The organism is Stenotrophomonas indicatrix, assembly GCF_002750975.1.
Taxonomy (GTDB): domain Bacteria; phylum Pseudomonadota; class Gammaproteobacteria; order Xanthomonadales; family Xanthomonadaceae; genus Stenotrophomonas; species Stenotrophomonas indicatrix.
The window spans coordinates 1,712,370-1,725,042 of sequence record NZ_PEJS01000001.1 but is presented as its reverse complement, the minus strand read 5'-3'; the positions used below and the strand labels follow the sequence as shown (position 1 = coordinate 1,725,042).

General features: G+C 65.8%; 9 protein-coding genes. 7 read left to right on the top strand and 2 right to left on the bottom strand.

Annotated elements, in window-relative coordinates:
• Nucleotides 1-6 precede the first annotated feature (6 nt).
• Nucleotides 7-231 carry an AbrB/MazE/SpoVT family DNA-binding domain-containing protein gene (locus CR918_RS08000; protein WP_025878955.1) on the bottom strand — a complete coding sequence of 75 codons (225 nt, stop codon included), beginning with the start codon at nt 229-231 and terminating at the stop codon, nt 7-9.
• Nucleotides 232-421: 190 nt separating this feature from the next.
• Here CR918_RS08000 and bamE point away from each other — a divergent pair, with 190 nt between their 5' ends.
• Both bamE and acnA read left to right on the top strand, forming a co-directional pair.
• On the top strand, nt 422-793 hold the full coding sequence (gene bamE, locus CR918_RS07995; RefSeq protein ID WP_025878954.1) for an outer membrane protein assembly factor BamE domain-containing protein: 372 nt from the start codon (nt 422-424) through the stop codon (nt 791-793).
• Nucleotides 794-1,050: 257 nt separating this feature from the next.
• On the top strand, nt 1,051-3,804 hold the full coding sequence (gene acnA / locus CR918_RS07990) for an aconitate hydratase AcnA (RefSeq protein WP_099842411.1): 2,754 nt from the start codon (nt 1,051-1,053) through the stop codon (nt 3,802-3,804).
• A 264-nt stretch (nt 3,805-4,068) separates the two neighbouring features.
• On the opposite strand, the gene CR918_RS07985 is transcribed toward acnA, so the two are convergent.
• A complete protein-coding gene (locus CR918_RS07985; RefSeq protein WP_088101333.1) occupies nt 4,069-5,619 on the bottom strand; it encodes a BCCT family transporter in 1,551 nt (516 codons plus the stop codon).
• Nucleotides 5,620-5,789: 170 nt separating this feature from the next.
• Here CR918_RS07985 and betI point away from each other — a divergent pair, with 170 nt between their 5' ends.
• The 5 genes from betI (at nt 5,790) to CR918_RS07960 (ending at nt 12,607) form a co-directional block, all read left to right on the top strand.
• Complete coding sequence (betI, locus tag CR918_RS07980; RefSeq protein ID WP_025878951.1) at nt 5,790-6,380, top strand: transcriptional regulator BetI; 591 nt, start codon at nt 5,790-5,792, stop codon at nt 6,378-6,380.
• A gap of 41 nt (nt 6,381-6,421) precedes the next feature.
• Nucleotides 6,422-7,894 (top strand): betaine-aldehyde dehydrogenase, encoded by a 1,473-nt coding sequence (betB, locus tag CR918_RS07975; protein ID WP_099783888.1) that lies wholly within the window; start codon nt 6,422-6,424, stop codon nt 7,892-7,894.
• Nucleotides 7,895-7,995: 101 nt separating this feature from the next.
• Complete coding sequence (betA, locus tag CR918_RS07970; RefSeq protein ID WP_059064112.1) at nt 7,996-9,678, top strand: choline dehydrogenase; 1,683 nt, start codon at nt 7,996-7,998, stop codon at nt 9,676-9,678.
• A gap of 218 nt (nt 9,679-9,896) precedes the next feature.
• Complete coding sequence (locus CR918_RS07965; RefSeq protein ID WP_025878948.1) at nt 9,897-11,573, top strand: long-chain fatty acid--CoA ligase; 1,677 nt, start codon at nt 9,897-9,899, stop codon at nt 11,571-11,573.
• Between the two features lie 161 nt (nt 11,574-11,734).
• On the top strand, nt 11,735-12,607 hold the full coding sequence (locus tag CR918_RS07960) for a crotonase/enoyl-CoA hydratase family protein (RefSeq protein ID WP_025878947.1): 873 nt from the start codon (nt 11,735-11,737) through the stop codon (nt 12,605-12,607).
• Nucleotides 12,608-12,673: the final 66 nt, after the last annotated feature.

Genomic DNA, 12,673 nt, shown 5'->3' with positions numbered 1-12,673 from the left:
CACCGCTTACTCCTCGTCGCGCAGGTCGCGCACGGCCGCGTCGGCCGATTCGAAGCCGTCCAGCGAGAACTTTCCACGGGCGCGGGAGATCGCATCGTCCACGCTCTTGCGCAGGATGATCCGGCTGCCTTCCAGCTCCACCTTCAGCAAGGTGCCCTTGGTCAGGCCCAGCGCATCGCGCACTGCCTTGGGCAGGGTGATCTGTCCGCGTTCAGCAACGGTGGCTTCCATGGGGTACGCCTCAAAAAGTATGTATGAATTATACATACCCGTCGCATCCGGAACAAACCTCCCGATATGTGACCCTGATCCCTCGTCAGTCGCAGCCGGGCGTTAGACTCGCCCAGCAGCCCTGCTGTGCCCCGGCTGGACGCCCCGGCGTTCCAACCGCACCTATCCGCTCCATAAATAAGGAAGTTTCATGCGCGCGCTCGCCCTTGCCCTGATCCTCGCAGCCCCGCTGGCCGTTTCGACGACCTCCGCCCATGCCAACCCGTTCGGCGCCTACACCACCGGCATCGAGATCACCCAGCAGCAGATGGACACCCTGGAAGTGGGCAAGACCACCCAGGACAACATCCGTGAGAAGTTCGGCGCCCCCGGCCGCCGCGAACAGCTGGGCGACACCCAGGTCTGGTACTACGACTTCGTGAAGATCAAGAGCTTCGGCAAGAACATCCAGGAAGCGACCGTACTGGAGTTCAACAAGCAGGGCGTGCTGACGGCCAAGTCCAAGAGCAACGCTGTCGGCAAGACCGGCAATCCGCTGATCGATGCCGCCAACGGCAAGTAAGTCCTGCAGCCGAGGCATTCCTGGACGGGGCGCCCATGAGCGCCCCGTCTGCGTGCGGGCCGGCGCAGAAACGATGCACACGCTGACACGAAGGCTACACACACCGCTGTAACCTTGCGTTCCAAGCCTGCCGGGTCATTGCCGGGCACTGGATCGCCGATACTGGGCAGGATCCGGGGCCGGAGTGCCACCGGCAAACGCAAGCAGGCCCGCCCATGCGGGCCACTGCAAGCCATCCGCAAGAGGAGTCATCCCGCATGAGCGATTCGTTCTCCACCCGCAGCCAGCTGGACGTCGGCGGCAAGACCTACGACTACTTCAGCCTGCCCAAGCTGGGCCAGCGCTTCGACATCTCCCACCTGCCCTACTCGATGAAGATCCTGCTGGAGAACCTGCTCCGGCACGAGGATGGCGGCGTCACCGTCGGCAAGGATCACATCGAGGCCGTCGCCCGCTGGCAGCCCAGCGCCGAACCGGATACCGAAATCGCCTTCATGCCCGCGCGCGTGGTCCTGCAGGACTTCACCGGCGTGCCCTGCGTGGTCGACCTGGCCGCGATGCGCGATGCGGTGGTCAAGCTCGGCGGCCGCCCCGAACAGATCAATCCGCTGATCCCCTCCGAACTGGTCATCGACCACTCGGTGCAGGTGGATGTGTTCGGCAAGCCCGACGCACTGGACCTCAACGGCAAGATTGAATTCCAGCGCAACCAGGAACGCTACGGCTTCCTGCGCTGGGGCCAGAAGGCCTTCGACAACTTCAAGGTGGTGCCGCCCAACACCGGCATCGTCCACCAGGTGAACCTGGAAAACCTGGCCCGCGTGGTGATGACCGCGGACAAGGACGGCAAGGCCGTTGCGTATCCGGATACCGTGTTCGGTACCGACAGCCACACCACGATGATCAACGGCATCGGCGTGCTCGGCTGGGGCGTGGGCGGCATCGAAGCCGAGGCCGCCATGCTCGGCCAGCCTTCGTCGATGCTGATTCCGCAGGTGGTCGGCTTCAAGCTGACCGGCAAGCTGCCCGAAGGCGCCACCGCCACCGACCTGGTGCTGACCGTCACCCAGATGCTGCGCAAGCTCGGCGTGGTCGGCAAGTTCGTGGAGTTCTACGGCGACGGCCTGCAGCATCTGCCACTGGCCGACCGCGCGACCATCGGCAACATGGCCCCCGAATACGGCGCCACCTGCGGCATCTTCCCGATCGACAACGAATCGCTGACCTACCTGCGCCTGTCCGGCCGCAGCGAAGAGCAGATCGCCCTGGTCGAAGCCTACGCCAAGGCGCAGGGCCTGTGGCACGACGCCAACAGCCCGCATGCGCAGTACAGCACCACGTTGGAACTGGACATGGGCACGGTGAAGCCCTCGCTGGCCGGCCCCAAGCGCCCGCAGGACCGCGTGCTGCTGGAAGACGTGCAGAAGAACTACCGCGACGCGCTGGTCGGCATGACCGCCAACCGCGACAAGCGCAGCGAGGATGTCTCCACCTTCGTCAATGAAGGCGGCGGCGCCGCAGTGGGCAACGAGCAGCTGGCCAAGGGCTACGCCGACATCGAGATGGACGGCCGGAAGGTGCGGCTGAAGGATGGTGCGGTGGTCATCGCCGCCATCACCTCGTGCACCAACACCTCCAACCCGGCGGTGATGATCGGCGCCGGCCTGCTGGCCCGCAACGCGGCCGCCAAGGGGCTGGACCGCAAGCCGTGGGTCAAGACCTCGCTCGGCCCAGGCTCGCGTGTGGTCACCGACTATCTTGAAAAGGCCGGCGTTCTCACCGAGCTGGAGAAGATCGGCTTCTACGTGGTGGGCTATGGCTGCACCACCTGCATCGGCAACTCCGGCCCGCTGCCGACCGAAGTCAGTGCCGGCATCGCCAGTGGCGACCTGGTGGTGACCTCGGTGCTGTCGGGCAACCGCAACTTCGAGGGCCGCGTGCACCCCGAAGTGAAGATGAACTACCTTGCCAGCCCGCCGCTGGTGGTGGCCTACGCCATCGCCGGCACCACCGACATCGACCTGACCACCGAGCCGCTGGGCACCGGCAGCGATGGTCAGCCGGTGTACCTGCGTGACATCTGGCCGAGCAACAAGGAGATCGGCGACGTCATCGCCGCCACCGTCGGCCCGGAAATGTTCAAGCAGAACTACGCCGACGTGTTCAAGGGCGACACCCGCTGGAACACCATCGCCTCGCCGGACGGTGACCTGTACGAATGGAGCGATGCGTCCACCTACATCAAGAACCCGCCCTACTTCGATGGCATGACCATGCAGGTCGGCAGCATCGATGATGTGCACGGCGCGCGGGTGATGGGCCTGTTCGGCGATTCGATCACCACCGACCACATCTCCCCGGCCGGCAACATCAAGAAGGACTCGCCGGCAGGTCGCTTCCTGCAGGAGCGCGGCGTGCAGCCGGCCGACTTCAACAGCTACGGCAGCCGCCGCGGCAACGATGACGTGATGGTCCGCGGCACCTTTGCCAACATCCGCATCAAGAACCTGATGTTCGGTGGCGAAGAAGGCGGCAACACCCTGTACTACCCGGGCAACGGCGGCCAGCCGGAAAAGCTGGCGATCTACGATGCGGCCATGAAGTACAAGGCCGACAAGGTGCCGCTGGTGGTGCTGGCCGGCAAGGAATACGGCACCGGCTCGTCGCGCGACTGGGCCGCCAAGGGCACCCTGCTGCTGGGCGTGAAGGCGGTCATCGCCGAAAGCTTCGAACGCATCCACCGCTCCAACCTGGTCGGCATGGGCGTGCTGCCGCTGCAGTTCCGCAACGGCGAAAACGCACAGTCGCTGGGTCTGGATGGCTCGGAAGTGATCGATGTCACCGGCCTGCAGGACGGCGCCAGCAAGCGCGCCACGGTCACCGCGACCAAGGCCGATGGCACGAAGAAGACCTTCGAAGTCTCGGTGATGCTGCTGACCCCGAAGGAAGTGGAGTACTTCCGCCACGGTGGCCTGCTGCAGTACGTGCTGCGCCAGCTGGCAGGTCGCTGAACCCTTCCGTGGACCCGATGGGCGGAAGCCCGGCCCCCGCGCCAGCGCGGGGGCGCTGCGGAGGCGCGCGAACCCGTGGTTCGCAAGCGCGCCTCCTCGCCCACCACGGTGGCCTGCTGCAGTACGTGCTGCGCCAGCTGGCTGCCAGGTAACGGGTAGCGCTGGGCCATGCCCGGCGGATCCCGGAAACAACGAAAAGGGCCGGATCCTCACAGATCCGGCCCTTTTCTTTGCTGCTCGCCGGGCGTGGCGGCCCGGCGCCACCTATCGTCGCGGCGCGTCCGGGTCGGTACGCAGCGCCTTCAGCAGGCCCCACATGTAGAACGCCAGGATGAACGAGAACGGCAGGCCGCACAGCACCACCGCCGTCTGCATCGCGCTGAAGTTGCCGGCCAGCAACAGGCCGACACTGGCCACGGTAATGCCCGCCGCCCAGAACACGCGCAGCCAGATCGGCGCGTCATGCCCATCCTCCACGCCATCATCGACACGCCGGGTGCACAGGTTGGCGATCATCAGCGTGCCCGAATCGACCGGGGTCAGGAACAACACGAAACCAATGACCACTGCCGCACCAGCGATGTACGGCGCCGCGGGCAAGTATTCCAGCAGCTTGAACAGGGTCATCGCCGCATCGTGCTGAGCCACTTGGCCCAGCACCGCCTGGCCATGGTTCAGCACCAGGTCGATGGCGGTGTTGCCGAAGATCGACAGCCACGCCAGGGTGAAGCCCAGCGGGATCAACAGTACGCCCATGATCACTTCGCGGATGGTGCGGCCGCGCGAGATGCGCGCCACGAACAGGCCCACGAACGGCGCCCAGGCAATCCACCACGCCCAGTAGAACAACGTCCACGAGCCCATCCACTCACGCCCCTTCGGGTCGTTGAGGTACATGTCGAAGCTCTTGCGCACGAACGCGCCCAGGTAATCGCCGGTGTTCTGCACCAGGCCATCGAACAGGTGCAGGGTTGGCCCGGTCACCAGCACGAACAGCAGCAGCAGGCACAGCAGGCGCACGTTGAGGTTGGACAGCCAGGCGATGCCCTTCTCCACGCCGGCAACCACGCCGATGGTGGCCACGGCCATCATCACCAGCACGATCGCCACCAGCACCTGCGGCGTATCCGGGATGTGGAACAGGTAGACCAGGCCGGACTGCACCACCAGTGCACCGATGCCGAGGTTGGTGACCATCGAGATCAGCGTCGCGAGGATGCCGAAGCCATCGACCATGTCGCCGATGCGGCCATGGATGCGCTCGCCGAAGATCGGGTACAGCGCCGAACGCAGGGCCAGCGGCAGGTTGCGGCGGTAGGCGAAGTAGCCCAGCGCCACGCCGACCAGCGCGTACAGCGCCCAGCCATGCAGGCCCCAGTGCAGGAAGGTCAGCACCATCGCTTCGCGGCCCGCGGCGACGGTGCCGCCGGGCTGCCCGGGCGGGTTGAGGAAATGATCGAGCGGCTCGTAGGCGCCGTAGTACAGCAGCGCGATGCCGATGCCGGCCGAGAACAGCATCGACACCCAGGCCACGTAGCCGAACGCCGGCGATTCCTCGTTATGGCCCAGGCGGATGCGCCCATACGGCGAGAACGCCAGCCACAGCACGAAGCCCAGGCAGGCCACGATCAGCAGCATGTACCACCAGCCGAACGCCGCCGAGACCTCGGCCTGTGCCCATTGCAGCCAGTGCTCGCTGGCCTCCGGGAAGAACACGGTCAACGCACCGAGGATGCCGATGGAGACCGACGAACTGAAGAACACGAAACGGTTCAAGCGCAGGGGCGAGCGCTTGGGATGAGCCAGGGAAGACATGGGGTCGTCTCATCAGTCCAAGGGGGCACATGGGCGGGGCCGGACCGGAAGCCGGGCCCATGGCGTGGGGGCGCGACCGGCATCGTAGGGTTTATTGATTGAACGTTCAATCAATAAAAAGTATGATCTTCACCAGCCCGGCATTCCGGGTCGCAATCCGTGGAGAGACAATGCCGAAGAAAGGCGTGGAACCGGTCCGCCGCGAGCAGCTGATCCGGGCCACTTTCCAGACCATCGACGAGATCGGCATGGCCGATGCCACCGTCGCCACCATCGCAAGGAAGGCCGGCCTGTCCAGCGGCATCGTCGCCCATTACTTCGGCGACAAGGACGGCCTGCTCAATGCGGCGATGCGGCAGATCCTGCGCGAGCTGAAGGCAGCCGTTGCCCGCTATCGCGACGCCGCCGCCGGCGACGCACGTTCACAGCTTCGCGCCATCGTCGATGGCAACTTCGACGACAGCCAGACCAACGGGACCGCCATGCGCGTATGGCTGACCTTCTGGGCCGCCAGCATGCATCAGCCGGAACTTGCGCGGCTGCAGCGCGCCAACGACCAGCGACTGTTCTCCAACCTCTGCCATCAGTTCAACCGCCAGTTGCCGCATGCACAGGCACGCCTGTCCGCACGCGGGCTGGCCGCGATGATCGACGGCCTGTGGCTGCGCGGCAGCCTGGTCGGTGGTGACTTCAACGCCGACAAGGCGCGCCGCATCGCCTACGGCTACATCGATTTCCAATTGCAGGCCAACGCGCCCTGAGCGCGCCACGACCCCGCCCCATCCCTTCCAGGAGCAAGCCGATGACCACCCTGCCCGTGCAACAGCTGTACATCCACGGCCGCCGCGTCGACGCCACCAGCGGCAAGACCTTCCAGACCGTCAACCCTGCCAATGGCCAGGTGCTGGCCGACGTGCAGATCGCCAGCCAGGCCGATGTCGAACGCGCCGTTGAAAGCGCCAGCGAAGGCCAGAAGGTGTGGGCAGCGATGACCGCCATGGAGCGCTCGCGCATCCTGCGCCGTGCCGTCGAGATCCTGCGCGAGCGCAACGACGAGCTGGCCCACCTGGAAACCCTGGATACCGGCAAGGCGCTGGCCGAAACCACCACGGTGGACATCGTCACCGGTGCCGACGTGCTGGAGTACTACGCCGGCCTGGCCACCGCCATCGAAGGCATCCAGCTGCCGCTGCGCGAATCGAGCTTCTTCTATACCCGCCGCGAGCCGCTGGGCGTGGTCGCCGGCATCGGCGCCTGGAACTACCCGATCCAGATCGCCATGTGGAAGTCGGCCCCGGCCCTGGCCGCCGGCAATGCAATGGTCTTCAAGCCGTCCGAAGTGACCCCGCTGACCGCGATCAAACTCGCCGAGATCTACACCGAAGCCGGCGTGCCGGACGGCGTGTTCAACGTCGTGCAGGGCCCGGGCCGCGAGATCGGCAACTGGCTGACCGAGCACCCGGTGATCGAGAAGATCTCCTTCACCGGCGGCGTGGCCACCGGCAAGAAGGTCATGGCCAGCGCCGCGTCCTCGTCGCTGAAGGAAGTGACGATGGAACTGGGCGGCAAGTCGCCGCTGGTGATCTGTGACGACGCCGATCTGGACCGTGCCGCCGACATCGCGGTGATGGCCAACTTCTTCAGCTCCGGCCAGGTCTGCACCAACGGCACCCGCGTGTTCGTGCCGCGCAGCATGCTGGCCGCGTTCGAAGCTGCCGTGGTCGAGCGCGTCAAGCGCATCCGCATCGGCGACCCGATGGCCGCCGAGACCAACTTCGGCCCGCTGACCAGCTTCCCGCACATGGAAAACGTGCTGCGCTTCATCGAAAGCGGCAAGAGCGAAGGCGCGCGCCTGCTGACCGGCGGCGGTCGTGCCACCGACGGTGCCCTGGCCGACGGCGCCTACGTGCTGCCGACGGTGTTCTCCGACTGCCGCGACGACATGACGATTGTCCGCGAAGAGATCTTCGGGCCGGTGATGAGCATCCTTGCCTACGACGATGAGGACGAAGTGGTGCGTCGCGCCAACGACACCACCTTCGGCCTGGCCGCAGGTGTGGTCAGCAAGGACATCAGCCGCGCCCACCGCATCATCCATCGCCTGGAAGCCGGTATCTGCTGGATCAACACCTGGGGCGAGTCGCCGGCGGAAATGCCGGTCGGCGGCTATAAGCAGTCCGGCGTTGGCCGCGAGAACGGTATCTCCACCCTCGGCCACTACACCCGCATCAAGTCGGTGCAGGTCGAACTGGGCGACTACGCCAGCGTGTTCTGACCGGCGCGTCCTGAGCACCGCCCATCGTCCGGCCACCGCGCCGATCCGACATTCCGCCGGGACGCCTGCATGCAGCGCGCCCGGCCTGCAGGAGAGCAACCATGAGCACCCATAACGAGTACGACTACATCATCATCGGCGCCGGTTCGGCCGGCAACGTGCTGGCCACCCGCCTCACCGAAGATGCCGATGTCAGCGTGCTTCTGCTGGAAGCCGGTGGCCCGGACTACCGGCTCGATTTCCGCACCCAGATGCCCGCCGCACTGGCCTTCCCGTTGCAGGGCAAGCGCTACAACTGGGCGTACAAGACCGATCCCGAGCCCTTCATGAACAACCGCCGGATGGATTGCGGTCGTGGCAAGGGCCTGGGCGGTTCGTCGCTGATCAACGGCATGTGCTACATCCGCGGCAACGCGATGGACTACGACAACTGGGCCGGCATGCCGGGCCTGGAAGACTGGACCTACCTGGACTGCCTGCCGTACTTCCGCAAGGCCGAAACCCGTGACATCGGCCCGAACGACTACCACGGCGGCGACGGCCCGCTGCGCGTCACCACGCCCAAGGCCGGCAACAACGAACTGTTCGCGGCGATGGTCGAGGCCGGCGTGCAGGCCGGTTACCCGCGCACCGACGACCTCAACGGCTACCAGCAGGAAGGCTTCGGTCCGATGGACCGCACCGTCACGCCGAAGGGCCGTCGTTCCAGCACCGCCCGTGGCTACCTGGATCTGGCCAAGCCGCGCCCGAACCTGACCATCGTCACCCACGCGCTGACCGACCGCATCCTGTTCTCGGGCAAGCGCGCGGTGGGCGTGCAGTGGCTGCACAACGACCAGCCGCAGCGCGCCACCGCACGCCGCGAAGTGCTGCTCTGCGGCGGTGCCATCGCCTCGCCGCAGATCCTGCAGCGCTCCGGCGTCGGCCCGGCCGACCTGCTGCGCAGCCTGGACATCGACCTGGTGCACCACCTGCCCGGCGTCGGCGCCAACCTGCAGGACCATCTTGAGATGTACCTGCAGTACGAGTGCAAGAAGCCGGTCTCGCTGGCCCCGGCACTGAAGCTGTACAACCAGCCGGCGATCGGCGCCGAATGGCTGTTCCTGGGCACCGGCATCGGCGCCAGCAACCAGTTCGAAGCTGGCGGCTTCATCCGCAGCGATGCCGAATTCGACTGGCCCAACCTGCAGTATCACTTCCTGCCGGTGGCGATCAACTACAACGGCTCCAACCCGATCAAGGCGCACAGCTTCCAGATGCATGTCGGCTCGATGCGCTCGCCCAGCCGCGGCCGCATCCACGTGCGCTCGAAGGATCCGCGCGAAGATCCCAGCATCCTGTTCAACTACATGTCGCACGACCAGGACTGGCGCGAGTTCCGCTCGGCAATCCGGATCACCCGCGAGATCTTCGCGCAGCCGGCGCTGGCGCCGTACAGCGGCCGCGAGATTTCGCCGGGCAGCGCGCTGCAGACCGACGCGCAGATCGATGCGTTCGTGCGCGAGCATGCCGAGACCGCCTACCACCCGTCGTGCTCGAACAAGATGGGCCACGCCGATGATCCGATGGCGGTGGTTGACGGCCAGGGCCGCGTGCACGGCCTGGAAGCCCTGCGCATCGTCGATGCCTCGATCATGCCGCAGGTGGTCACCGGCAACCTCAACGCACCGACCATCATGATCGCCGAGAAGCTGGCCGATGTGATCCGTGGCCGCGCCCCGCTGCCGCGCAGCACGGCTGCGTACTACAAGGCCAACGGCGCGCCGGTGCGCAACAAGAGCTGAGTCTCCGGACATCGGAAACATCCGCCGGGCATGGCCCGGCGCTACCAGGCGGGCTTTGCCTTCGGTCGCGCCGGGCCATGCCCGGCGGCTTTTGGCGCATACGGCCGCGCAGTGTCCACCCTCTTCGCGTTTTCCCTACGGGACGGTATGCTGCGGAGAGCGGTTCTGGCGGATACTGTCCGCGCCGCACCCATCATTACGATTCCTGGAGGGGGAATATGAGTCTGGATCGTCCCTGGCTGCAGAGCTATCCGAAAGGCGTTCCCGCCGAAATCGACGTCAACGAGTTCCATTCGGTAGTTTCGGTCTTCGACGCCTCCGTCGCGAAGTACCGCGACCGACCGGCCTACTCCAGTTTCGGCAAGACCCTCACCTACGGTGAGACCGACGCCCTGGTAGAACAGTTCGCCGCTTACCTGCTGGGCGAGCTGAAGCTCAAGAAGGGCGACCGCGTCGCCCTGATGATGCCCAACTGCCTGCAATACCCGATCGCCACCTTCGGCGTGCTGCGTGCCGGCCTGACCGTGGTCAACGTCAACCCGCTGTACACCGCGCGCGAGCTGAAGCATCAGCTGGTCGACGCCGGCGTGACCGCGCTGGTGGTGGTGGACAACTTCGGCGACACCGTCGAACAGGTCATCGCCGATACCCAGGTCAAGCAGGTCATCACCACCGGCCTGGGCGACCTGCTCGGCGCCAAGGGCACGATCGTCAACTTCGTGCTTAAGTACATCAAGAAGATGGTGCCCAACTACCATCTGAAGGGCGCGATCCGCTTCAAGCAGGCGCTCAAGCTGGGCAGCCGCCACACCCTGCCGAAGGTCGAGATCGACCATGACGACGTGGCATTCCTGCAGTACACCGGCGGCACCACCGGTGTGGCCAAGGGTGCGATGCTGACCAACCGCAACCTGATCGCCAACATGCAGCAGGCCTCGGCCTGGATCAGCGCGTCGGGCATCGAGATGGGCAAGGAATGGATCATCACCGCCCTGCCGCTGTACCACATCTTCGCGCTGACGGCGAACGGCCTGGTCTTCATGAAGTTCGGTGGCTGCAACCACCTGATCACCAATCCACGTGACATGAAGGGCTTCGTCAAGGAGCTCAAGTCGGTGCGCTTCACCGCGATCACCGGCGTCAATACGCTGTTCAACGGCCTGCTGAACACCCCTGGCTTCGATACCGTCGATTTCTCCTCGCTGAAGGTGACCCTGGGCGGCGGCATGGCCGTGCAGCGTGCGGTCGCCGAGCGCTGGAAGAAGACCACCGGCGTCACCCTGGTCGAGGCCTACGGCCTGACCGAGACCTCGCCGGCGGCCTGCATCAACCCGCTTACCCTGGCCGAGTACAACGGCTCGATCGGCCTGCCGATTCCGTCCACCGATGCCTGCATCAAGGACGACAACGGCAACATCCTGGCGCTGGGCGAAGTGGGCGAACTGTGCATCCGCGGCCCGCAGGTGATGAAGGGCTACTGGCAGCGCCCGGAGGAAACCGCCAAGGCCATCGACGCCGACGACTGGCTGCACACCGGCGACATGGCGAAGATGGACGAGCACGGCTTCTTCTACATCGTCGACCGCAAGAAGGACATGATCCTGGTGTCCGGCTTCAACGTGTACCCCAATGAAGTCGAGGACGTGATCGCGATGATGCCGGGCGTGCTGGAAGTGGCCGCGGTCGGCGTACCGGACGAGAAGTCCGGCGAGGTGGTCAAGGTGGTCATCGTCAAGAAGGACCCGAACCTGACCGCCGAGATGGTCAAGGAGCACGCCCGGGCCAACCTGACCGGCTACAAGCACCCCAGAATCGTTGAATTCCGAAAAGAGCTGCCGAAGACCAACGTCGGCAAGATCCTGCGTCGCGAACTCCGCGATACGCCCGCCCCGTAAGGGTTTCGGGAAAGTTGAACGCGCTCAGGCCCGGGTCGGCAACGACCCGGGCCTTTTCGCATGCGCCGGCCCGGGGCCGGTGTAGCATCGCCGCGTGAGTGGACCGTTCGGCCCGCCGGCCACCACCTTGATCTGCGGGCCGCACCGCCGAGGACCCTTCCATGAGTACCATCGAAAAGCTGCCAAGCAGCGGCTCGCCCTATGCCACCATCCGCACCCAGGACAGCGCCGACGGCGCCGCACACTGGCTGTTCATGCACGCCGATGCCTCCACCGGCGTGCGTCCCTGCTGCCGCAAGGACATGCTGGACGAGATGTGGAGCTACATGAGCGCCATCACCCGCGGGCCGGCGCAGCGCCACAGCGGCCAGCTGCGCCATTTCGTGCTGGCCTCCGACGCCGCCGCCTACAACCTGGGCGGCGACCTGGACCTGTTCACCCGCCTGATCCGCGAAGGCAACCGCGACCTGCTGCTGACCTACGCCCAACGCTGCGTGGAGGGCGTTCACCACCTGCACACCGGCTTCGGCGGCGACGTCCGCTCGATCGCCCTGATCCAGGGCGATGCGCTGGGCGGTGGCCTGGAAATGGCCCTGGCCTGCCACACCATCGTGGCCGAGGAAGGGTGCGGCATGGGCCTGCCCGAAGTGCTGTTCGGCCTGTTCCCGGGCATGGGCGCCTACTCGTTCCTGTGCCGCCGGGTGGCGCCGCAGCTGGCCGAGAAGATCATCCTCGATGGCCGTATCTACAGCGCCGAGGAGATGCACGCGATGGGCGTGGTCGACGTGCTGGTCAGGAAAGGTGAAGGCCGCGGCGCGGTCGAAGAGATGATCCGCCAGCAGCAGCGCCTGCCGCAGTCGTACCTGGCAATGAACGCCGCGCGCAACCTGGCACAGGCGGTCAGCTATGACGAACTGCTGGAAATCACCAAGGTCTGGGTCGATTCGGCACTGGCCCTGGGCGATCGTTCGCTGCGCACCATGGACCGTTTGATCAAAGCGCAGACCCGACGCGCCAATCTGGATGTGGCCTGATACGTTCCCCTCCCCCGCAGGGTTCAAGCCCGGCTGGCCACCGGGCTTTTTTTATGCGGCGCGCAG

Excerpts from the sequence above, each read along its gene's own strand:
- CR918_RS07960 (WP_025878947.1), top strand. The coding sequence starts at position 11,735 with ATGAGTACCATCGAAAAGCTGCCAAGCAGCGGCTCGCCCTATGCCACC.
- betB (WP_099783888.1), top strand. The coding sequence starts at position 6,422 with ATGACCACCCTGCCCGTGCAACAGCTGTACATCCACGGCCGCCGCGTC.
- betI (WP_025878951.1), top strand. The coding sequence starts at position 5,790 with ATGCCGAAGAAAGGCGTGGAACCGGTCCGCCGCGAGCAGCTGATCCGG.
- betA (WP_059064112.1), top strand. The coding sequence starts at position 7,996 with ATGAGCACCCATAACGAGTACGACTACATCATCATCGGCGCCGGTTCG.
- bamE (WP_025878954.1), top strand. The coding sequence starts at position 422 with ATGCGCGCGCTCGCCCTTGCCCTGATCCTCGCAGCCCCGCTGGCCGTT.
- acnA (WP_099842411.1), top strand. The coding sequence starts at position 1,051 with ATGAGCGATTCGTTCTCCACCCGCAGCCAGCTGGACGTCGGCGGCAAG.
- CR918_RS07985 (WP_088101333.1), bottom strand. The coding sequence starts at position 5,619 with ATGTCTTCCCTGGCTCATCCCAAGCGCTCGCCCCTGCGCTTGAACCGT.
- CR918_RS07965 (WP_025878948.1), top strand. The coding sequence starts at position 9,897 with ATGAGTCTGGATCGTCCCTGGCTGCAGAGCTATCCGAAAGGCGTTCCC.
- CR918_RS08000 (WP_025878955.1), bottom strand. The coding sequence starts at position 231 with ATGGAAGCCACCGTTGCTGAACGCGGACAGATCACCCTGCCCAAGGCA.